The following is a 21,442-nucleotide window of genomic DNA, read 5'->3' as shown; positions in this document are numbered from 1 at the left end:
CGGTGGTCGCTTCCGGCGGGTGAAGGCGGGCGCGGCGCCGCCCGTCCCCTCACCGCGGCCCCGTACCTGTGGCGGGGTCGCAGCGCCGGTCCCGGGCGGGGCACGGGCAGGGGCCCACGCTTCGGGACGGCGGCGCTGGTGGTCGGCTCACCTGCCCCGGCCGGGGGCCTCGCCGCCCTCGGCCTCCTCCAGGAAGGCGTCCGTCTCCTTGGCGGTGGGGCAGGTGGCCGGGCCGCGGCGGGTGACGGCCAGGGCGGCGGCCGCGTTGGCCCGACGGGCGGCCGCGAGCGGGTCCATGCCCTCGGCCACGGCGGCGGTGAACACGCCCACGTGCGCGTCGCCCGCTCCGTTGGTGTCCACGGCGCGCACGGCAAAACCGGGCACCCGGCGGGGAGCGGTGTCCCCGGCCCCGGCCCCGGGCCCGTTCCCGCCCCCGGCCACCACGCAGCCCCGCGCGGAGTCGCGCACGACCACCGCGCCGCCGGGCCGGATCCGGGGGAGCAGGAGCGCTGCGGCCTCCTCGGGGACGGCGCGCCCGGTCACGGTCGCGGCCTCGGCGGCGCTGAGGCTGAGCAGGTCCACGCGGGCCAGGACCCGGTCCAGGGTCGGCCCGGGGACGTCGCCCACGACCGGAGCCGGGTCCAGGACCAGGCGCACCCCCTCCGGGAGTCCGCCGATCCAGGTGAGCAGGTCGTCGGCGCGCGGTCCGGGCAGCAGCGAGTACCCCACGGTGTAGACGAAGTCCCCCGGTCCGGGCCGGAGGGTGCGCAGCCGGTCCAGGGTCAGGTCCATCTCGGCGCCCAGCCGGGTGACGAAGGTGCGTTCGGCGTCGCCGTCCACCAGGGCCACGCAGAAGCCGGTGTCCGCGTCGGGGGAGGGTGCGTGCGCCACCGTCACCCCTTCGGAGCGCAGCGCGGCACGGGCCAGGTCCCCGTGGGGCCCGGTTCCGTGCGCCCCCGCGTAGACCACCTCCATGCCCGCGCGCGCCGCGGCGGCGACGACGTTGAAACCGCCTCCGACCAGGGTTCGGGCGGAGGAGGCGAACACGCCCTCACCGGCCCGGGGGAGGGCGTTGACCGCCATCACGACGTCGATGATCACCGGTCCCACGTGTACAAGGCGTCCGGTCACGGCAGGGACTCCCCTCGACTGCGCCGACCGTGGCGTCGGCCCCGCGATCATCCCAGCGGCGACCGCGTAGGGGGCCCACCGGGTGGGCCGCTGCCGGGGGAGGGGTCCCCGGCAGTCCCCGCCATGTTCGGGAACCCCCGTGAAGGACGCCCGGGGGCACCGTGCCACAGGGGGCGCAGTGCCCAGCAGGGCCATCGGGCGGCCCGGTGGTCTGCGCGCGGGACCGGCCGACCGTACCTAGGGCTGGGGAACCGGGGGCGGCGGGGTCCAGCGCTGGGCGCGGGGGGCGCGGGAGGGGACGCCGTACTCGTCCTTGAGCCGTTCGGGGATGGCGTACTGCATGACCCTGCCGCGGGTGAGGGAGCTCAGCTCCAGGTGGGTGGTGACGTGGCCGAGGCGGTCCAGGGCCCACGCGCCCAGCGGGGAACGGTCCTCGACGCTTTCGAGGATCCCGAGCAGGGCGGGGGAGGCCCTGACGGCCGTGTCCCAGGCGCTGCGCGGAACCTGGAGCCAGTCGGCGCAGGTGTCGCCGATGAGGTAGCGGACGAGGGCGGCGACCACCGGGTCCAGAAGGGTCCCGGGCACGACCTCCTCGTAGAGGTCGATGAGCTGGCGGGTCAGGTGCGCACCCTCCTCGGAGGGACCCATGTACCGGGTCATGTACAGGTCGGAGAACTCGCGGGCACTGGCCACGTCGGGCGGAGCGTGGTCGGTGCTGACGCCGAGCATGGCGCCGACGATGCGCCAGGCGTAGTAGTAGGACTCCGCGCCCTCGACCGACATGTGCACGCCCAGCCGGTGCAGCGCGTCCAGGACCTGGATGGAGAAGATCATCTGGCCGCCGATCATGTCCTCCTGGCAGATCGGCGTGCCGAGCGCGTCCACGTCCCAGCGGCCCTCCCGGCGCATGTGGTAGCGGATGGAGGCGTGCAGCAGGCGCACCTTCTGGGCCGAGGGGACGAACCGGCCCCCCGCCTCGAAGGCGTCGGGCTGCATCAGGTACACGGTGAACTGCCCGGTCTCGGCCATGCGCCGCGAGGGGTACTCCAGGGCGTGGGTGGCGCTGAGCAGTCTGGCCACGTGCGGGATGACGTAGCAGGCGGGCATCGCCGAGAAGGCCAGGGCGGTGGAGATGTGCACGTTGTTGTCGATGAAGAACAGGCGGGCCCTCTCCATCTCGTCCCAGTCGACCCAGGAGGGCGGCGCGGCCGTGGCGTGCAGGTACTCGCGGGCGACGTCGGGCAGTCCGTCGGGCAGGTCCTGTCCGGCGGTGGAGAAGTAGCGCATGAGGGTGTTGAACTTGCCGACCTCCCCGCGTTCGAAGAGCGTCTGCACCGTCGCGTCGGCGAGCTCGTCCCCCATGAGCCGCAGCGCGTCCATGGACTCCGGTGTGTAGGACATGGGATCCCTTCCAGGGGTCAGGAGTGTCGGGCCGCGGCCGAGGCCACCATCTGGGACAGGGCGGCGGCGGCTCCGTCCGGCAGGTCGGCGCGGTCGAGGGCGTCGGTGGCGGCCCGGACGCGCTCGTCGATCATCTCCTCGACGCGCTCGGGCGCCCCGGTGCGCCGCATGATCGACCGCACCCTGGACAGGCCCTCGCCCTCCAGGTCGCGGCGGCCGAGCAGACCGCGCAGCTCCCGGCGCTCGGCCGCGGTGGCGGCCGCCCAGGTCTCGGCGAGCAGGACGGTGGGCCGGTTGCCCCGGACGTCGTCCAGGTTCGACTTGCCCGTGAGTTCCGGGTCGCCGAACAGCCCCAGCAGGTCGTCCCGCAGCTGGAAGGCCTCGCCCAGGGGAAGCCCGTAGGCGGTGAAGGCCTCCATCACCGCGCCCGGGGCGCCGGCCAGCGCGCCGCCGATGCGCAGGGGGTGCTCGACGGTGTACTTGGCCGTCTTGTACCGGATCACCTGGAGCGAGCGGCCCGTGTCGGGCGGGGAGCCGGTGCGCAGCACCTCCAGGCACTCCCCGGCGATCAGCTCCCGTGCCATGACCAGCCACAGCTCACGGGCACGGGACAGGTAGGCCGAGGGCAGACCGCAGCACAGGAACAGCTCCGCGGCCCACGACATGAGCAGGTCCCCGGTCAGCAGGGCCAGGGCGCGGCTCCCGGCGTGGGGCCTGGGCCTGCCGGTGAACGCCGCGCGCAGGGCGACGTGGGCGCTCGGCACACCGTGCCGTATCGGGCTCTCGTCGATGAGGTCGTCGTGGACGACGGCCGCGGCGTGCACCAGCTCCATCGCGGCGGCGGCCCTGACCAGCGCGTCGCTGTCCGGCTGCCCGGCCGCGCGCCACCCCCAGTAGCAGAACGACGCGCGCAGGCGTTTGCCCCCGGTCAGCGCCACGTCCAGCTGCTCGGCCACCGGCAGCAGGTCGGCGTCGATGGCGACGAGCCGGTCCGTCTCCCGGCGCGCGAACTCCCGGAGTTCGGCGTCCACGCGCGTCCGGAGCAGGACCTGCTCCCCGGTCTCAGCCACCGCTGTGGCCGGGGCGGGAGGCGGCGGCCCGCCGGGCGAGCAGTTCCATGTGGGACTCGGTCGTCGGAGCGTACCGTCGCAGCGCCAGTTCGCCGCGCTGGCGCAGGTCCCGCCGACCGTCCCGGGCCAGCTCGGCCAGGTCCGACCGGCCCAGCAGCGACCGCGCTCCCCGCAGGGCCGCGCCGATCCGGCTGCACGCCAGGTCGGCCACCCCGGCCGCGACCAGCAGCGGCTCGCGTGCCCGGTCGGTGCCCGCGTCATCATCGGTGTGCGCCACGGCGTACACCCCCTGTTCCCGATCGGCACGGAAAGGACCGCGGCCGGAAACGGCGCCGCCTACGGCGAATACCGTCCGGGCGGCCGGATGTCCGCCGCGGTTCTCGTGGAGTGATCATCTTCGGCCATCGCCGTTTTTGTCAACGCAATGGTGTGATCTGGTTCGGTTTGGCGAGTGTTGGTGGAAAGAAGCAAGAGGAGCAAACGGACAGGAGTGAATAAAAACCGGCGGCGCCGTACGGATTGTCCGTGTTGTTGCAGGTTGCCGTCGCCATCTTCTTCGGGGTTGGGGCTGGGTCGAACTCCGAAGGCTGGCGGTCCGGAACGCCGGAATTCGGCTCGCTTCGGGGTTCTCCTCCCTGAATCTCGGGGAGGCTTCCAGGTCCCGGTGAATCCTGAAGGGGGTTCGCGGTCGGGGGTAGGGAAAACGCGTTCGCCTCAATGTCGGACAAAAGGCGATATGGCCGTCCCGGGTCTCCCTCGGTCGCCGCGGTCCTCCCGAGACGGGGACCTCCGACGTGACCGCCTCCCCCGAACGGCCGACGGGGCCGCGGACACCGGATCCACGACCCCGCCACGCTCCCCGGCCTCACTCGGTGCGCAGTCCCTCGGGGCTCGTCATCCGCCACAGGTAGGGCAGGCTCGCCAGCGTCACCAGCGCGATCACGCCGAATCCGGCGCCCACCAGCGGGAGGAACCCCGACCAGTCGGTGGCCGGGAGGTCGGCCAGCCGCAGCAGGAGGAGCCCGAGCCCGGTCCCGCCCCCGACGGCGATCGCCAGGCCCAGCACCACCGGGATCGCGGTCTGCCACAGCACCGACGCGGCGAGCGTGGAACGGCTGGTCCCGAAGGCGATCAGCACCGGGAGCTGCCGCCTGCGCTCCCGCAGCTGCTCGACCGTGGAGACGACCATGCTCGCCCCGATCACCAGCATGGTGAGGACCGCACCGGCCCGGAGCGCGTCGCCGATGGACGTCAACAGGCTGCCGCCGCTCTCCGAGTGGAGGGCGCGCAGAGAGGTCCCGGGGCTGTCGATCCCGATGTGGTTGCGCACGTGCTCGGCGGCCTCCGGGTCGCTCCCGTCCAGGGTGACGAACACCGTGGACTGGAGGTACTCCAGCTCCCCGACCGGAAGGGCCGACGGGGTGACGAACAGGCCCCGGTACTCCTGCCCGACCAGGTCGTCCGCGGCCCGGGCCTCGCGCAGCGGCGGGACGGTCCAGGGACGGGGCCCGGCGGCGGAGCCGCCCCCGGGGGCGTTGTCGAGGTCCAGCCGCTCCCCCGGACGCACGGCGGACGCCTCCCCGCCCGCGACGAAGGCGTCGCCGTCGGCGCACGAGGAGAACGTGATCAGCCCGCCCAGGGTCGCGCAGTCGGCGACGACCACCGTCCGCGTCCGCGACGGGTCGTCGGCGCCGGGCGGGGCGTCCGCCGGGGGGAGGTGGACCAGCAGGAAGGGGGAGGAGGACTCCACGCCCCTGGCGCCGTCGAGGTCGCGGGCGAACTCCGCGGCCTCGGCGCGGCTCCCCACCGTGGCCGAGGCGATCATCTCCACCCGGCCGGAGCCCCGGCCGCCGTCGGAGGGGGCCTGGGCCTCGATCGCGGAGAACAGCATCTGGAGCGCGATCGCCCCGGCCACGGCGAGCGTGACCCCGCTGACGGTGCGGGCCGCGATCCCGCTGTTCAGCTGGAGGCGCCGCGTGGCCATCTGCCACGACAGCGGACCGCCGCGCAGTCGGCCCACCACGGCCTCGACCACCCACGGCAGCAGCAGGGTGAACCCCGTCAGGGTCACCGCCACACCGGCGGCGACGGCCCACTCCGTGCCCTCGGAGCCTCCTCCGCGCCCGAGCACGGCCAGGACCGCGCAGCCGACGGCCAGGACCGCCGCGCGCCACCACAGCCGCCGCCCCCGGTCGGCGCCCTCCCGGAAGACGCCCAGCGGACCGACCTCGACCCCGCGCAGTCCCAGGAGCGTCACCAGGACGGCGCCGGCCGGGACGAGCACCACCACGAGGGCGGCGAGCAGCGGCACCGGTGTGAGGTCCGCGGGCAGCACGCCCGGACCCGGGAGCCGCACGTCGTCGGCGAAGGCCCGCGCCGCCAGGAAGAACCCGGTGCCCAGGACCAGGCCCAGGACCGCGCCGACGAGGGACTCGCCCGCGGCGATCCTGCGGGTCGTGGCCCTGTCCGCGCCCACCAGCCGCAGCGCGGCCAGGCGCTGGTCGCGCCGCTCGGCCCCGAACCGCGTCGCGGTGAGGACGAACGCGGCGACCGGCAGCAGCAGCACCGCGATGATGACGACGACGAGAAGGACGAGGACCGCGGGCATGCCGCCGTCCCGCAGATCCGCGCCGAAGCCCGAGGCGGCGTGCGGTACCGGGGACTGCGAGAGGGTGTCCGTGCCCAGGTAGAAGTAGAGCTCGTGCGGCCCCCGCAGCCCCTCGGCGCCGATCAGGCCGGTGACCGGGGCGCCGTCGAACCGCTCGGCGAGCAGGGCGCCCTCGGGGGACTCCAGGAGGTCGCGCAGGGCGGGGGAGACGTGGAGCTCGCCCGCCTCCGGCAGCCGGTCGATCCCCGGCGGGCGCACGTCCGACCCCGGACCCGCGGGCGCTTCGAGCAGCATGCCCGTGAACATCTCGCCCCGGTACTCCACGACCCGCGGGGCCGCGAGGACCGCGGCGTCGCCGGTCGGCGCACCCCACTCCAGGTACACCGGTGTCCGCTCGTCCATCCGCTCCTGGCCCGCCGCACGCACCGAGGGCGCCGAGGCGGCCAGCAGGAGCACCATCACCCCCAGGCCCACGCCCAGCGCGGTGAGCAGCGTCCCCGTCCAGCCGGCCCACCCGCCGTTCAGGGTGAGCCTGGCGCCCATGGCCAGGTCGCGGTACCACCGGCCGGTCACGTCGCCCCCGTGGGCCCGGTGGCGTCGCCGAGGGCCTGGCCGTCGCGGAAGACGACCTCGCGGTCGGAGTAGGCGGCGACCCGGACGTCGTGGGTGACCAGGACGACCGCGGCCCCGGTGTCGCGGGCCGCGCCCGTGAGCAGCTCCATGGCGCGCTCCCCGTCGAGCGAGTCCAGCGCGGCGGTGGGCTCGTCGGCGAAGAGCAGCCGGGGCTCGGCCACCAGCGCCCGCGCGATGGCCACCCGCTGCCTCTGCCCGCCGGACACCTGGCCGGGGCGCTTGTCGCGGACGTCGTCCACCTCCAGGCGGGCCATCCACTCCGTCGCGCAGGCCTCCGCCCGCCTGCGGGCGACGCCGGTCAGGCGCAGGGCCAGCGCGACGTTCTCCACGCAGGTGAGCTCGGGGACGAGCTGGCCGAACTGGAAGACGAAGCCGAAGTCGCTGCGTCTGAGCCTGCTGCGCTCGGCGTCGGACAGGGCCGTCAGCTCGTGCCCGCCGTAGTGCACGGTGCCGCCGTCGAGGTCGAGGATGCCCGCCAGGCAGTGCAGCAGCGTGGACTTGCCGGATCCGGACGGGCCCATGACGGCGACGACCTCGCCGGAGTCGATGCTGAAGTCCGTCCCGTTCAGCGCGGCGGTCGAACCGAAGTACTTGCGGAGCCTGGTGGCGGTGAGCAGGGTGCCCGTGACCTCCGCGGCGGCGGTGCCGCTCATGCGCGGACCTGCCCGGCGAGCCGGTCCAGGCGGCCGGCGGTCAGCTCCAGCCACCGGATGTCGGCCTCCAGGTGGAACAGGGCGTGGTCGCAGACGAGCTGGTCCGCGAGGTCGCCGCCCCTCTTGCGGCGGGTGAGCTCACGCATCAGGCGCAGGTGCTCGGTCCGCTGGACGTCCAGCAGCCCGGCGGCGTCACGGCCGGTCAGCAGAGCCAGCACGACCTTGGCGTACAGGGTGCTCTGGAGGTAGGGCTCGGGGCTCTCCGGCGTGGAGAGCCAGCGGCCGACGTCGGTGACACCGGCGTCGGTGATGGCGTAGCGCTTGCGCTCGGGGCCGCTGCCCGTCTCCACCCCGTCCACCTCGACCAGGCCGTCCCTGAGCAGGCGCGACATCGTCGAGTAGACCTGTCCGTAGTGCAGCGGCCGGTCGTGTCCGAACCGTTCGTCGAAGAGGCGTTTGAGGTCGTACCCGTGGCGGGGGCCCGATTCGAGCAGACCGAGCAGCGTGTTGCCGATGGACATGGCGGCGACTATACACAATGTGTATAGATGGGTGGAGGATGGTGATGTGTCCCGATCCCGGGCACGGTTCGCCTCTCAGGGGGTCTACTCGGGCGCGGCCGTTCCCGCCGTCCCCGGGCCGTCCTTCGGGGGCGCGCTGCCGTGGGGGTGGATGTGGAGCCGGTCTACGCGCCCGGCCTGGATCACGACGCCCCCGACGTCGCCGTGGACCCCGTTGCGGGTTCCCGCCGGCCCCGGAACGGGCTCCCCTGTTTCGGCCGAACAGTGGCGCGGCTTTTCCGGCACCAGGCCCGGCCACCGTTGTGCGGCCTTGTGCCTGAGGATTCTCACGAGCAGATCAGCGGTACCCGTGGCGACTTTGCAGGTGAACAGGCCGGCGGCGATGGTGAGAAGGAACTGCAGGAGTGTCGCGGGGCCGAGTGGGAGTGCGAGTTCGCGGGCATGCTCCGCCAGTTGTAATGGCCCCGGAAAGACGAAGCCAGACTGAGGGGAGCCAGTGTCCTGATCTTCGCTCGCACCTTCCCGCTTATCCGAAAAGCGACCACGACGAGGGTACAGGAAAGGGTCGCGGCGCGCGAGGGTGGCACCGGTCGTGGTGTCGTCGCGGAGGACGGGGCCGCCCGGGGGTCGCGGGGGAGGGGCTGGGCACCGGTCGACGGGGCCGCTCCTCGGGCCCGAACACCCGCCGTTCACCTGGATGTACGTCGCACGGTGCCGGTGGCGTCTCCGAACGTGGCGTGCCGTCCGGGACGGTCGCGGGGCGCTGCCCGACGCCGCTCCGCGAGGATTTTCGGCGTGGACGGAGTTGCGCCTTGCTTCCCGGGCCGGCGTGCGTAGACATTAGCTGACGTGCGCGGACATTTGTCAGCCACGCCCGGGTCCCGGCTTCGGAACTTTCTCCGGGACAAGTGTGCCGTGAGGCCGGATGAGCCTCGTGGCCGTCCCGAAATCAGGGCCCGAACCAGTCCGGGAGGGATCGCAGGGAAAGCCCGGACGGCCCTAGCCATTCACAACGTATGGGGATAGAACTGGCTGAGAATAATCAGTGTGCCGCGCCAGTGGTCACCGCCTGGTGGCCGACTGTTGGCCGACAACTGGTCCTTTGTTCAGCGATATCTAGAAAGGTTGCTTCCCGCCGGTCCCCCTGGCCGGTTTTGCTCCCCCTCCCCCGCATACCGGAGGCAACTGCATGCCAACGACACATTCACGACGTGCGCGAACGCCGAGTGCTCCGCGGGCACGCCGTTACTCTCGCGCGGCGCTGGCGGCCTCGATGGCCGCGGTCATCGCCGGTTCCCTGACCGCGGTGTCCGCACCGGCCGCGGCGGCGCCCTCGGAGAACTTCGAGGACACCGCCTACCGCGGCGAGGTCGAGGTGGTCCGCACCCCGACCGGAGCCGCCGACGACGCGGTGCTGACCGGCCGGGTGTTCGTCGACGCCGACCGGGACAGCGCCAGTGACGGCGAGGAGGCCGGCCTGTCCGGCGTCATGGTCACCAACGGCCGCGACGTGGTGCTGACCGACGGCGAGGGCCGTTACGAACTGCCCGCGTTCGACAACATGACGGTGTCCATCACGCAGCCGTCGGGCTACCAGGTGCCGATGGACGAGCACAACATCCCGCAGTTCCACTACAACCACCTGCCCGAGGGGTCGCCGGAACTGCGCTACGGCGGGATCGAGCCGACCGGACCCCTGCCGTCCGCGGTCAACTTCCCGCTGGTGGAGAGCGAGCTGACCGCCACCGACGCGCAGAGCTGCATCATGGCCGGAGACCTGCAGACCTACGACCGGCAGGAGATCGAGTACGCGCGCGACGGCGCCATCGCGGACCTGGCCGCGCGCCACGACTACGCCGGCTGCGGCACGCTGTTCGTCGGCGACGTCGTCGGCGACGACCTGTCGCTCTACCCCGAGATCAAGGACCTGGTCGCCGAGACCAACGGTCCCGCCCGCTTCCTTCCGGGCAACCACGACCTCGACTTCGACGCCCCGAACTCCGAGCACTCCTTCGACACCTACCGCGCGCAGCTGGCTCCGGAGTACTACTCCTACGACGTCGGCGACACGCACATCATCGCGCTCAACACCGTCGAGTACCCGTGCGTCGCGGCCGAGGACAGCCCCGCGGGCATCGAGGCGCACTGCGCCGACCCGGAGGGCGACCCCTCCTACAACGGCCGCCTCGACGAGGACCAGCTCGCCTGGCTCGAACGCGACCTGGCCAACGTCGACCCCGACAAGCTCGTCGTCGTCGCCAGCCACATCGGCCTGCTCAACTACGCCGACTCCACCTCCCCGGTGCACCAGACCGACCAGGTCCGGCGCGTGCACGAGCTGCTGGAGGGCCGCAACGCCGTGGCGGTGTCCGGCCACAGCCACAGCATCGAGAACCTCAAGACCGGTGACGGCGCCAAGGGCTGGAACGACCTGTTCGGTGTCGAGGGCCTGCCGTTTCCGCACATCACCGCGGGCGCGATCTCGGGTGACTGGTACTCCGGCGCGATCGGCGAGGAGGGCTACCCGACCGCGATCGGCCGCGACGGCGGACGCCCCGGCGTGGTGACGCTGGACATCCAGGGCAACGAGTTCCAGGAGCGCTACACCGTCACCGGCGAGTCCGACGACGTGCAGACGCAGCTGGGCATCAACAGCCCGACCTACCGCGAGTGGGTCGAGGCGCGCCAGGAGTGGAACGCCAACCCGGTGGGCGAGGCCCCCGAGCTGGAGGAGCCCCTGGTGGTCGACCGCAGGGACCTGGCCCACGGCAGCTGGCTGACGACCAACTTCTTCTTCGGCTCCACCGGCTCGACGGTCGAGGTCAGCATCGACGGCCGACCGGCCCAGGAGGCCACCCGCACCCAGCAGATGCGGGGCGAGGCCGTCAACGTCGGCGTCGAGTACTCCGACCCGTACGCGGTCGCGCAGCAGCTCGTCCACGGCGGCAGCCTCGCCAACCGGACGATGCACCTGTGGCGGTTCGACTTGCCCAGGAACCTGCACACCGGTGAGCACACCGCCGAGGTGACCGCGACCGACGCCTACGGCCGCGAGTTCACCGACGTCCTCGAGTTCGAGGTCATCGGCCGGAGGTAGCCGCACCTCTCCGCCAGGAGGGCCGCCACCCGCACGGGTGGCGGCCCTCCGCCTTGGCCGCTGCCCCGGCCGCTGCCCCGGCCGGTGACCTTCGGACGGGGCCGGAGCGGCGGACGGGGCGGGCGCGTGCGGACCGCCTGCGGGGAGCGGCCCGACGCGCCGGCAGTCGGGCGCCCGTTCGCGCCGGTTGTTCAGCCCCCGTCACGGCGGAAGAGGAAGAGTCCGTATTGTGCTCCGGGGTCCAGCCACCGGGCTCCCAGGCTGAAACCGTGCGCTCCCACCTCGTCGGCCAGCCCCTGCCCGTCGAACTTCACCGAGTAGCCGACGTTGAGGAACCGCCCGCGCGGTACGCGCACGGTCAGTCCCAGACCCGGTACGGGCACCGCCTGGTCGGCCCGGGCGCGAAGGCGTCCCTCCACGGTGGTGGTGTCCGCGTCGTAACACGCCTCCGGGACGAAGTCGTCGAGCACGAACCCGGCGCCGTAGAGGTCGTTCAACCGGGTGAGGTAGTTGAGCCGGAAGTCGGCGAAGGCCGAGTACCCGGCGGGATCGTTGTAGCAGGTCTCCAGGGCCTCGCGGCCCTTGTCCAGATCGGCGGAGACCAGGAAGGCCTCGCCCGGGCGCAGGGTCCGGGCGATCTCGCCCAGCAGCGCGTCGCGTTCCCCGCGGGTGGCATTGCCGAAGCTGCTGCCGAGGAAGGCGATCGCGAGCGGCTCACCGGGATGGGTGCGCAGCCAGTCCAGACCTGCTTCGTAGCGTCCCCACAGGCCCGTGACCTCCAGGCGGTCCAGCTCCGCGCACAACGCGGCGCCGCTGGACTCCAGCATGCCCCGGTCGACGTCGATCGGCAGGTAGGCGGTCCCGCGCAGGCGCAGACAGCTCTCCAGCAGCAGCCGTGTCTTCTTCGCGCTTCCGCTGCCCAGCTCCGCGATCCGCCCGCAGGCGAGCAGTTCGGCGATCTCCGCGGAGTGGCGCTCCAACAGGTCGCGTTCCACACGGGTCAGGTAGTACGTGGGCAGCTCGGTGATCCGCTCGAACAGTGCGGAGCCGACCGCGTCGTAGCCGAGCCAGGGCGGCAACCGGGGCGGCGACTGCCGCAGGCAGTCGCGCACCACGGTGTCGTCCGGCACCGCGTCGCCCCTGTCTGCGAGCGGAAGCACACGGACCCGCACCGCTGGTCCAGGTGTTCTCATGGTTCCCTCACGTCCGTCCCGTCGCGGAAGCTCGACTCGCCGCGACCCCACCGCCGCAGGAGGTACTCCTCCAGCCGTGTGGCCAGGAGAGTGCTGGCGCGGATGCCGAACACGATGTCGGGGGCCAGCTCGGGTTCGGTGTCCAGCAGCGGCGCGATCACCTCGCGCCGCAGGAGCTGCTCGTGCACCGCGTCGGCCTCGACGTGCTCGGCGTAGAACCGGACGGCGGCCGGGCCGCAGCCCAGCCTCCGCATGGCCTTGACCAACCGGTCCGAGCCGGGGGAGGAGGTGAGCTCGACGGTGGCGAACTGTCCGATCAGCGCTCCGCGCAACCCGCGGTGCAGACCGCACAGCGACATGAAGTTGACCTCGGCCAGCATCTCGGCGGGGGCGGAGTCGAGGTAGGCGCCGTAGTCCGCGCACAGGCCCAGCTCGGCCATCATGTCGGCGAAGAGCGTGGAGTGCGTCCGCTCGGGGTCCCCCGCGCCGTACTCGTCGTGCTGCACGGTCACCAGGGCGGCCTTGGCGGGGCCGTGCAGGCGGGGGATGACGAAGCTCTGCGGGTCGGCCTCCTTCAGGTGGTAGAGCGAGCGGTGGGCGACGTACTCGCGCAGCTGCCACAGCTGCCCGTGGCGGCGCAGGTGGTGGGAGGCGCCGAACGCGTCGACGTGTTCGACCAGGAGCGCGCCGAGCTCGCTCCCGACGTCCGCGCCGGGGGCCACCTCGTCCCTGAGCGCGCCGAGGAAGGCCCCCTCCAGTTCGGCGCGCAGCGTCAGCAGCGCCGGGTCCCACTCGCGGTCGGCGTCGACTCCCCCGAACCCGCGGTAGTGGAGTTCGTAGCAGCAGTAGAGGGCGAGCTGGAGGTCCTCACCGTAGGGCGGGGACCCGTCCACCGCGGGGAACCCGGTCCGGTTCCCGCGCAGCGCGTCCATAACCGCCTCGGAGAGCGGACCCCTGGGGGCGGGCAGCGTCGGCGCCTCCGGCGTCGTCATGGTCATGGGCCGTACTCCTTCCCCTCGTCACCGCGTACGCGCCGACGGTGGCTGGTGTCGCAGAACGGGCGGCGCCTGCTGCGGCCGCACACGCACAGCGCGGTGACCGCCCGGTCGCTGCGCACGCGCGTTCCGTCTGGCGTCTCCACGTCGACCGGGCCGTAGACGAGGACCGGACCGTCGTCGGTGACCACGACCCGGCGACGGTCCTCAGCCACGGCACGCCTCGATGACCACGAGTTCCTCCTCCATCTGGTCGGGGCCGAGCAGTCCGCGGGCGCGCAGCGCCGCGGCACGCGCGCGCAGCACCGGACCGAACGGGATGCGGGCCCTGGCGAGGACCTCGGGCACCAGCCCGGCCTTCTCGAGCCGGTCCAACGTGGCCTGCTCGTCGGCGAGCTCGGACTGCACGAGCAGGAGCGCGCCGTCCTCGCTGAGCACCGAGGGCGCCCCCGCGCAGATGCGGTCCAGCAGGATCCGCCCGTCCGGCCCCGCGTCCCAGCACCTCGCCATCCGGTGGCGGGGCAGCCGCCGACCGGTAGCGGGCATGTAGGGCGGGTTGGCGAGCACGAGGTCGAAGCGGTGCGGGGCCACGGGAGCGAACAGGTCGCCGCGCCGCACCGTCGCCGGGACCCCGTGCAGTCGGCTGTTGAGCCAGCTCGCCAGTACCGAGCGTCGCGACAGGTCGATCGAGGTGAGGCTGGCCGCACCGGCGCGGAAGGCCTCGATGCCCAGCGCCCCGGTGCCCGAACCGACGTCGAGGACTGAGCGCCCGGCGACCCGACCGCGCTGGCGCAGCACGGTACGGAGCAGGGAGGTGTCCTCCTGAGCTGGGTAAACACCCGGTGGCCTCATCAGCAGCATGGGGCAACCACTACCCGGTCCCGAACCCTCCAACCGCCGCACGGGCCCTCCGCGTGATGTCCGGTGACCGTGGGTGACGGATTGCCGGGCGAGGCGTTCGCCGAGTGGGCCCCGGCCGGGGAGGAGCTTCGCGGACTTCCAACGGTACGTCGACGCGCGGGACGGCCGAACCGGTGCGGCCTGGAGGCGCGCGTCGGGGCGGCGGTGGACGGGGGCGGGCGGCGAAGGGCACGAGCCGCCCCGTGCCCGACACGGAAAACGGGGAGACTACCGGCGGCCGGTACGCCAGGATCTGAGCATGGAGATGTCCGACGTCACTCGTGCGATGGCGGCCGCGACCTCGGTCGCCGCGTCGCTCGGCCTGCCGGTCAGCAACGCGATCGTGCTCCACAACTCGAACAAGCTGGCGCTGCGGCTGACACCGTGCGACGTCTTCGCCCGGGTCGCCCCCGTGGGGCAGGAAGTCGCGCGGTTCGAGGTCGAACTCGCCCAGCGGCTCGTCGCGGTGGGGGCCCCGGTGTGTCCCCTGGAGCCCCGGGCGGACCCGCGCGTGTACACGCGCGACGGCTTCACGGTGACGCTGTGGACCTACCACGAGCCCGTGACACCCCACGTCCCGCCGGACGACTGCGCCAAGGCGCTGGAACTGCTGCACGCCGGTATGCGCCGGGTCGACGTGCCGAGCCCGCGGTTCACGGACCGGATCGCCCAGGCGCAGGACATCGTCGCCGACCCGGACCGCTCGCCGGAGCTGGCCGACGCCGACCGCGCCTTCCTCAGCGGCAGGCTGGCGGACCTGCGACGGACGATCGGGGAGCGCGGCGCCGTGGAGCAGCTGCTCCACGGAGAGCCGCATCCGGGCAACGTGCTCAGCACGCGGAACGGCCCGTTGTTCATCGACCTGGAGACGTGCTGCCGCGGTCCCGTCGAGTTCGACCTCGCCCATGTTCCCGAGGCGGTCTGCGAGCACTACCCGAACATCGACCAGGAGCTGCTGGACGAGTGCCGACAGCTCGTCCTCGCGATGGTCGCGGCGTGGCGCTGGGACCGAGACGACGAGTTCCCGAACGGGAGGCGATTCGGAGAGGAACTCCTGCGCGCGCTGCGCGACGGCCCTCCCTGGCCGACACTGGACACGATGAACAGGCGGCTGGGCGGCCTGGAGAAGCCGCCGAAGTCCACGTGAGAACGGCGTGGCTCGGAGGCCCTTCAACCGGCTTCAGGGATCCCGGTCGACTCCGTCCTGAAACGTGGAGTCCTGCTCCAGAGAGCCAAGATGGGCATGGTGTGAAGGACGTTCTCACAGCACTCGAAGCACTGACCGGCTGCGATCCGGACCGGCGAGACCTCGCCGCCGAGGTGCTCGGAGATTTCCTGCGCGGCGCCATGCTCGACACGGCCACCGCCTGCCTGGTCGTTGGCCGGCTGATCAACCTGGCCGTCATCGAATCCGTGGTCAAAGTCCGTGAGTCCGCCCTGAACGCGGTCAGCGAAGCGTTCGACCACTACAGCCCGCCTCTGGGCCTTGTCGAACCGCTGGCCTCAGTCGCGAGGACGCTGGAACCCGGACTCCTCGAATACGCCCTGCGCATCCTCGGCGCCACACAGGACCCGCGAGCACAGTCGCTGATCGAGCCCTTCCTTCACCACCCCGACCCGAACGTGCGCGAGGAAGCCCGCCTCGCATATGCCGAGGTCGCCATGTCCACAGCCCTTGGCCACGGCTCTCCCTAGAGCGGACGCCCCATATCCGCTTGAGCCCCAGTTCGTCGAAGCCGCGCCGGAGTAGGAGTTCGACCTCGCTGACCTGGAGGAGGTGCGTAGGCGAGTAGCGATGGCGGTGGACGTGCGCACCGAACCACCCACCCTCGCCGCATGGCTGGGGGAGTGGTTGGCGGGCAGGCCCGATCTGGCCGCGGGTACCCGGGCCTCCTACGCCAGGCACATCCGCACCTACCTTTCCCCGCACCTGGGCCGGCTCCGGGTGGACAAGCTCCAGGCCCGCCACGTCGAGACCATGTTCAACCTCATTGAGGAGACCAACGCTCACATCCTGGAGTGCCGCGAGTCCGACGATGTGAAGGTGCGGGCCTCGGTCAGGGGGCGCCGGGTGATCTCGCTGTCCACCAAGCACCGGATCCGCGAGACTCTCCGGAGTGCGTTGTCCGAAGCCGTCAGGCGTCCGGACTTGCCGGTGTCGGTGAACATCGCCTCACACGTGCGGTTGCCCTCGTGTCCGAGGAAGCGTCCGTTGGTGTGGACTTCGGACCGGGTGCGGCAGTGGAAGAAGGACGGGACCGTGCCGGGGGAGGTCATGGTGTGGGCCCCGGAGCAGACCCGCGCTTTCCTGGTGCACGCGAGGAGGTATCCGTGGCTGTACCCGATGTTCCACCTGGTCGCGGTCAAGGGCCTGCGGCGAGGAGAAGCGGTCGGCCTGCCCTGGTCCAACACGAGGTTGACCGACGGGCAGATCGACATCCGCGTCCAGGTCGTACAACTCGCGTGGGAGACGATCACCTCCACCCCGAAAAGCGCGGCCGGGCAGCGCACCATCACATTGGACACCGACACCATCAAAGTGCTGCGGGCCTGGAAGCGGTTCCAGAACGAAGCCCGCCTCAAAGCCGGAACAGCGTGGACGGACACCGGTTTGGCCTTCACCAAGGAGAACGGCGCAGGATGGCACCCAGGTCAGGTCAGTGACTGGTTCCTGCGCATCGCCAGGGCAGCGGGGCTGCCGCCGATCACGTTGCACGGGCTCCGCCACGGAGCCGCCTCGCTGGCGTTGGCCGCGGGAACGGACGTGAAGATCGTCTCCAGCGAGCTCGGGCACGCGACCACGCACTTCACCCAGGACACCTACCAGTCGGTGTTCCCCGACGTGGCCAAAGCGGCGGCCGAGGCCACCGCCGCGCTGCTACGAGGCCCGTCTCCGGTGAGGGCCGGGTAGTCGAACCGGCGAGCACACCAGGAGCCACACGGCGTCACCGATCCCAGGTCAGCGCACGGGTTCATCCCGGCTGGCCTGGGGTTTCCTCGTGCTCGGGAGCGGTGGCCGATCGGATCAAAGGTCCGATCGATTATCGAGAACTTGCCCTGGTGTCTTCCTCTTTTGGTCATTCTGTCGTCGGCCCGTTTGGCCAGATGCTTATAGCAAATGAGGATGCAGGCGGTGCCGATTATGGCCAGGAAAGTGGAGGGGTGTTACGGGGGTGGTGCAACCTGTTGGCCAGGGCATGTTCCTGCGGGCAGCGGCACCGACAGCACGGTCGCCGTTGGTCCAGTGCCCCGGTGTCCTGTGATCGTGCAGACAGCACTCCATGGCTCCCCGAAAACAGGTAGCGCCGACGAGTGCGGTGAACTTTGTGCTCCCCTGCCCGCGTGCGGCCGCGCGAGCCCAACAGCGTCTGAACCTGGTCGAACTCCTCCGGCCCGATGAGCGGCTCACGGACGGGACAGCCCGACCACGCCCAATCCTCGTTGCTGTTCCAGCGCAGTTCGGTCTGGTGGCTCAGCTGGATGTCGTTGACGTCCAGCAGCACTTCGCCCCTGCGCGGCGCTTGCTCAGTTGCCGCGACGCCGAAGCCCTGTCCCCGGAAGGTTCCTCCCACACGGGCGAAAGCGGCCGCCAACCACGGCCTACCAGTGGCGGGGATGGTGGACCCTGCGTCCCGGCTCTCGTGGCGGTCAGTCACGGAACCTTGACATGTTTTGTCCGAATCGTGGGCGTGAGGCTGTTTCGTCCCGGTGCTAGGAGAGCAGGGGTCGGAGCAAGGGCGGAAAGCCCCACCAGGCCCGTCCCGCACCCATTCTTGGAGAAGATCATGAAGGCCCTTGTGTACAACGGATCCCGCGATGTCTCCGTCAAGGAGGTCCCTGACGCCCGGATCGAGCGTCCCACCGACGTGCTCGTGCGCATCACCGCCACCAACATCTGCGGTTCCGACCTGCACATGTACGAAGGACGCACCGACCTGGAGCCCGGCAAGGTGCTCGGGCACGAGAACCTCGGCGTGGTCGCCGAGGTCGGCGACGGCGTGGAGCGCGTCAAGGTCGGCGACCACGTGTGTCTGCCGTTCAACATCGGCTGCGGGTTCTGTCGCAACTGCGAGACCGGCATGCCCTCCTACTGCCTGACGGCCAACCCCGACCCGGAGATGGCCGGGGCCGCCTACGGCTTCGCCGGGATGGGCCCCTACTCCGGCGGGCAGGCCGAGTACCTGCGCGTGCCGTTCGGGGACTTCAACTGCCTGCGGCTGCCCGAGGACGCGGAGGAGAAGGAGGACGACTACGTGATGGTCGCCGACATCTTCCCCACCGGCTGGCACGCCACCCGCCTGGCCGGGCTCAAGCCGGGGGAGTCCTGCGTCGTCTACGGCGCGGGTCCGGTCGGCCTGATGGCGGCCTACTCCGCGCTGCTCCAAGGGGCGTCCCAGGTGATGGTGGTCGACCGCCACCCCGACCGGCTGCGCCTCGTGGAGAGGATGGGGGCGATCGCCGTGGACGACTCCAAGGGCGACCCGGTCGAGCAGATCCTCAACCTCACCGACGGCCGCCGCGCGGACTGCGGCTGCGAGTGCGTCGGCTACCAGGCCCACGACCATCTCGGTGTCGAGCACCCCGAGATGACCATGAACAACCTGGTCAAGTCGGTGAAGTTCACCGGCGGCATCGGCGTCGTGGGCATCTTCCTGCCCTCCGACCCCGGAGCGTCGGACGAGATGGCCCGCAACGGTCGGCTCACCTTCGACATGGGGACGTTCTGGTTCCAGGGCCAGAAGATCGGTACCGGCCAGGCGCCGGTGAAGGCCTACAACCGGCAACTGCGGGACATGATCCACCGGGACCGCGCGAAGCCGTCCTTCATCGTGTCCCACGACCTGCCTCTGCAGCGGGCACCGGAGGCCTACGAGCACTTCGACAACCGCGAGGACGGCTGGACCAAGGTGGTGCTCAAGCCCGCGCTGGCGTGAGCTACGCCGCTGGTCGGCCAGTCGGCCACGCAACCTCCACCACGCGGGCCCGGAGGAGCTCAGGTTCTAACGGTGGTCGCAACACCCTGACTTTCAGGACATTGCGACCACGGTGTCGTTTTCGAGGGAAGAACGGGATCGTCTGCGAGCACGGTTCCTGGAACTGATGGACCAGATCGGCAACGCCACCGAGGTAGCCCGGCTGCTCGAGATCAACCGGAACACCGCCTTGGGGCGGGCTCGTCAGGCCGGGCCGAGCGCACAACGCCGACAACGGCCGTACCCAGCGCGCCAGGAGTACGAACGCCTGCGCACACGTGCCCCGACAGACCGCGCGAGAAGTCGGGGTGAACGAGCGCACCGCACGGGACTGGGACCACAGGGTACGCAAGTCCGGTAACAGCTGGCTCTACACCGACGGGCGTAGCGTGGACTCCCCACCGGGTAGACGACCACCAAGTCCCTGACCAGCCCTCCGCCAACCCTAGCCGCGCTCGAAGCGCAGGTGTACCCGCGTTTTCTGACTCTGACCGACCGGGAACGGATCGCGGATCTGCACCACCAAGGCCAGAGCCTGCGAGCGATCGGGCGCCAACCGGGGCGCCCTGCCTCGACCATCAAACAGACGCTCGGCGCTGCCAATACCGCGGAAAAGCAGTCCAGAAATCATGACAAACCGGAAACCCAATCGGAGTGCCGGGCGAGACACTGTGGGCACACCCGAAGGGCCATCTGGCGAACCGGGCGTTCCGGAGCTCGGAGGAGCTGGAGCGGGTGCTGCGGTCCCATCTGTGCTCGGTCCAGTGACAGCCCGGTTTGTTGCGCGGTTTCATCCGATCGGTCCGGTTGGTTCCGTGCCCTATTCCGTCAAGCGCCTCATCAAAGATCAGTAAAATCGAAGTATAACCCCTTGAGGAGGCGGGTACATTTTTCACTCTTTCCATATAAGATTTCAGTAGGGAATCCGCTGCCGTTTCTGAGACAATGAGGTCTGAGCTTGCAAGGTTCAGGGTCTGGTGTTTTCTTTCAGGGCTTGTGTATCAGCCTTCCTGCCTGAGTCTCACTCAATAAGAGGGGCGGAGTTTTGCCGGACACAGAACGTCAGAAGGACCAGAACGAGAACCGCCTTACGGTCGGCGTGATCGCTGATCCCGTCGCCATGCCAGCTTTGATCGGGGAACAGCTCGCTCAGGACCTTCCACAGTTGTTGACTCAACAAGTCGACTCAGAACAAACCTGGGCCGCCCAGGTGCACTGGGAACGCCTCCCGCCCAGCGATAGCCGCCACACGGCGATGATGGAGCTCGCCGAGACCAAGTTGGCCGAGCACGGCTGGGACATGGTCGTATGCGTGACCGACCTGCCCATGCGCAGCGGCAAGCGAGTGATCATGGGTGACATGAACAGCCAGCGGCGCGTAGTCGTGGTCTCGTTACCGGCCTTCGGGGTCATGGCGCTGCGGCGCAGGGTCGGTGCGGTAGTGGCTCAGCTCGTCGCTGATATGCACAGACCCGGGGCTCCCCAAGAGGGGACCGCACCACACGCACGAAACCGCATCCCCCTACTAGCGGCGCGTTTTCGGCGTCACACCCCCGACCAGGCCGGAGTCGATGCCCGGATCTCCTCCAAGTGGGGGAATCTGCGTTTGTTGTTGGGGATGGTACGAGCCAACCGGCCCTGGCGCCTGACCTGGAGCTTAACCAGCCCGCTGGTCGGTGCCTTTGCCTTCAGCGCATTCTATTTGCTCAACGCCACAGTTTGGGAGATCGCGACCACTTTGTCAGCCTGGCGCCTGGCCCTTGCGGCAATGGGAGCGCTGTCGGTGATGACTGGATGGCTCATCGTTTACCACAACTTGTGGGAACCGGTGAGGGCGCGCCCCCGCGACGAGCGCCAACAGGCGGTGCTGTTCAACGCGACGACGGTACTGACCTTGGGCCTCGGAGTAGCTTTTTTGTATGTGGGCCTGTATCTGGTCAACTTGACAGCGGCGCTGGTATTGCTCTCGCCAGGGGTTCTGGATTCGTACATCGCTGGCCAAGCGAGCGCGGGCACCTATGTGCTGATCCCTGTGCTGGTGACGGCGGCGGCCACGGTGGCAGGTGCGATCGGGTCCGGTTTCGAGAGCGAGGAGTCGGTGCGCAACGCCGCCTTCAGCCGGCGCGAACGGGAGCGGCGCGAGGCTTTCCGAGAAAGGCACGAACAGCGCCAAGGATCTCTACAAGAACGCGGAGAGGCTTCCTGAGCTTGAGAACACGTTCCTCACGTCGACGGGGGTCGTGCGTGGCCGGGTAGACAGGCCCGGA

Annotated in this window: 17 protein-coding genes and 1 pseudogene; 7 read left to right on the top strand and 11 right to left on the bottom strand. The window is 70.8% G+C overall.

Annotated features, from left to right (window positions below; all coding sequences use genetic code 11):
* Positions 1-147 precede the first annotated feature (147 nt).
* The 7 genes from NDAS_RS17225 to NDAS_RS17195 form a co-directional block, all read right to left on the bottom strand.
* On the bottom strand, positions 148-1,131 hold the full coding sequence (locus tag NDAS_RS17225) for a PfkB family carbohydrate kinase (RefSeq protein ID WP_013154486.1): 984 nt from the start codon (positions 1,129-1,131) through the stop codon (positions 148-150).
* A 237-nt stretch (positions 1,132-1,368) separates the two neighbouring features.
* The gene (locus tag NDAS_RS17220; RefSeq protein ID WP_013154485.1) at positions 1,369-2,532 is read right to left on the bottom strand and encodes an oxygenase MpaB family protein; all 1,164 of its coding nucleotides are present in this window, start codon (positions 2,530-2,532) and stop codon (positions 1,369-1,371) included.
* A gap of 17 nt (positions 2,533-2,549) precedes the next feature.
* Complete coding sequence (locus NDAS_RS17215) at positions 2,550-3,602, bottom strand: polyprenyl synthetase family protein (protein WP_013154484.1); 1,053 nt, start codon at positions 3,600-3,602, stop codon at positions 2,550-2,552.
* Complete coding sequence (locus tag NDAS_RS17210) at positions 3,595-3,879, bottom strand: hypothetical protein (protein WP_013154483.1); 285 nt, start codon at positions 3,877-3,879, stop codon at positions 3,595-3,597. Before NDAS_RS17210 ends, NDAS_RS17215 begins: the two co-directional genes overlap by 8 nt.
* A gap of 588 nt (positions 3,880-4,467) precedes the next feature.
* Complete coding sequence (locus tag NDAS_RS17205; RefSeq protein WP_013154482.1) at positions 4,468-6,783, bottom strand: ABC transporter permease; 2,316 nt, start codon at positions 6,781-6,783, stop codon at positions 4,468-4,470.
* Positions 6,780-7,496: an ABC transporter ATP-binding protein gene (locus NDAS_RS17200; RefSeq protein WP_013154481.1), complete on the bottom strand. Its 717-nt coding sequence runs from the start codon at positions 7,494-7,496 to the stop codon at positions 6,780-6,782. Before NDAS_RS17200 ends, NDAS_RS17205 begins: the two co-directional genes overlap by 4 nt.
* Positions 7,493-8,017, bottom strand: a complete 525-nt coding sequence (locus NDAS_RS17195) for a PadR family transcriptional regulator (protein ID WP_013154480.1) — start codon at positions 8,015-8,017, stop codon at positions 7,493-7,495. The genes NDAS_RS17200 and NDAS_RS17195 overlap by 4 nt, the downstream gene beginning before the upstream one ends.
* 1,273 nt (positions 8,018-9,290) lie before the next feature.
* Between NDAS_RS17195 and NDAS_RS17185 the strand changes: the two genes are divergently transcribed.
* Entirely contained in the window at positions 9,291-11,114 is a 1,824-nt protein-coding gene (locus tag NDAS_RS17185) for a calcineurin-like phosphoesterase C-terminal domain-containing protein (RefSeq protein WP_013154479.1), read from the top strand.
* A 191-nt stretch (positions 11,115-11,305) separates the two neighbouring features.
* Here NDAS_RS17185 and NDAS_RS17180 read toward each other — a convergent pair whose 3' ends face one another.
* The 4 genes from NDAS_RS17180 to NDAS_RS17165 are packed head-to-tail and all read right to left on the bottom strand — an operon-like array spanning position 11,306 to position 14,154.
* Positions 11,306-12,307, bottom strand: coding sequence for an L-histidine N(alpha)-methyltransferase (locus NDAS_RS17180; RefSeq protein ID WP_013154478.1), 1,002 nt, complete (start codon positions 12,305-12,307; stop codon positions 11,306-11,308).
* Entirely contained in the window at positions 12,304-13,305 is a 1,002-nt protein-coding gene (locus NDAS_RS17175; RefSeq protein WP_013154477.1) for an iron-containing redox enzyme family protein, read from the bottom strand. Before NDAS_RS17175 ends, NDAS_RS17180 begins: the two co-directional genes overlap by 4 nt.
* On the bottom strand, positions 13,302-13,517 hold the full coding sequence (locus tag NDAS_RS17170) for a CDGSH iron-sulfur domain-containing protein (RefSeq protein WP_013154476.1): 216 nt from the start codon (positions 13,515-13,517) through the stop codon (positions 13,302-13,304). Before NDAS_RS17170 ends, NDAS_RS17175 begins: the two co-directional genes overlap by 4 nt.
* The gene (locus NDAS_RS17165) at positions 13,510-14,154 is read right to left on the bottom strand and encodes a HemK2/MTQ2 family protein methyltransferase (protein WP_041553215.1); all 645 of its coding nucleotides are present in this window, start codon (positions 14,152-14,154) and stop codon (positions 13,510-13,512) included. Before NDAS_RS17165 ends, NDAS_RS17170 begins: the two co-directional genes overlap by 8 nt.
* Before the next feature lie 307 nt (positions 14,155-14,461).
* On the opposite strand from NDAS_RS17165, the gene NDAS_RS17160 reads away from it, so the two are divergent.
* From NDAS_RS17160 to NDAS_RS17140, 6 genes and pseudogenes are all read left to right on the top strand, one after another.
* Entirely contained in the window at positions 14,462-15,349 is an 888-nt protein-coding gene (locus tag NDAS_RS17160) for a phosphotransferase (protein WP_013154474.1), read from the top strand.
* 101 nt (positions 15,350-15,450) lie between these two features.
* Positions 15,451-15,897 carry a HEAT repeat domain-containing protein gene (locus tag NDAS_RS17155; RefSeq protein WP_013154473.1) on the top strand — a complete coding sequence of 149 codons (447 nt, stop codon included), beginning with the start codon at positions 15,451-15,453 and terminating at the stop codon, positions 15,895-15,897.
* 64 nt (positions 15,898-15,961) lie between these two features.
* Positions 15,962-17,113, top strand: a pseudogene (locus NDAS_RS17150) (tyrosine-type recombinase/integrase); the annotation flags it as partial.
* An 874-nt stretch (positions 17,114-17,987) separates the two neighbouring features.
* A complete protein-coding gene (locus NDAS_RS17145) occupies positions 17,988-19,136 on the top strand; it encodes a glutathione-independent formaldehyde dehydrogenase (protein WP_013154471.1) in 1,149 nt (382 codons plus the stop codon).
* Between the two features lie 505 nt (positions 19,137-19,641).
* On the top strand, positions 19,642-20,124 hold the full coding sequence (locus tag NDAS_RS29720; protein ID WP_197724892.1) for a helix-turn-helix domain-containing protein: 483 nt from the start codon (positions 19,642-19,644) through the stop codon (positions 20,122-20,124).
* A 96-nt stretch (positions 20,125-20,220) separates the two neighbouring features.
* Complete coding sequence (locus NDAS_RS17140; RefSeq protein ID WP_013154470.1) at positions 20,221-21,381, top strand: hypothetical protein; 1,161 nt, start codon at positions 20,221-20,223, stop codon at positions 21,379-21,381.
* Positions 21,382-21,442: the final 61 nt, after the last annotated feature.

It is taken from the genome of Nocardiopsis dassonvillei subsp. dassonvillei DSM 43111 (assembly GCF_000092985.1).
GTDB lineage: Bacteria > Actinomycetota > Actinomycetes > Streptosporangiales > Streptosporangiaceae > Nocardiopsis > Nocardiopsis dassonvillei.
The sequence above is the reverse complement of the archived record's forward strand: the minus strand, read 5'-3'. Positions and strand labels throughout refer to the sequence as shown.

Bases quoted from the DNA above. Each gene is read 5' to 3' on its own strand.
- NDAS_RS17220 (WP_013154485.1), bottom strand. From the start codon at position 2,532: ATGTCCTACACACCGGAGTCCATGGACGCGCTGCGGCTCATGGGGGAC.
- NDAS_RS17200 (WP_013154481.1), bottom strand. From the start codon at position 7,496: ATGAGCGGCACCGCCGCCGCGGAGGTCACGGGCACCCTGCTCACCGCC.
- NDAS_RS17195 (WP_013154480.1), bottom strand. From the start codon at position 8,017: ATGTCCATCGGCAACACGCTGCTCGGTCTGCTCGAATCGGGCCCCCGC.
- NDAS_RS17185 (WP_013154479.1), top strand. From the start codon at position 9,291: ATGGCCGCGGTCATCGCCGGTTCCCTGACCGCGGTGTCCGCACCGGCC.
- NDAS_RS17180 (WP_013154478.1), bottom strand. From the start codon at position 12,307: ATGAGAACACCTGGACCAGCGGTGCGGGTCCGTGTGCTTCCGCTCGCA.
- NDAS_RS17175 (WP_013154477.1), bottom strand. From the start codon at position 13,305: ATGACCATGACGACGCCGGAGGCGCCGACGCTGCCCGCCCCCAGGGGT.
- NDAS_RS17165 (WP_041553215.1), bottom strand. From the start codon at position 14,154: ATGAGGCCACCGGGTGTTTACCCAGCTCAGGAGGACACCTCCCTGCTC.
- NDAS_RS17160 (WP_013154474.1), top strand. From the start codon at position 14,462: ATGGAGATGTCCGACGTCACTCGTGCGATGGCGGCCGCGACCTCGGTC.
- NDAS_RS17145 (WP_013154471.1), top strand. From the start codon at position 17,988: ATGAAGGCCCTTGTGTACAACGGATCCCGCGATGTCTCCGTCAAGGAG.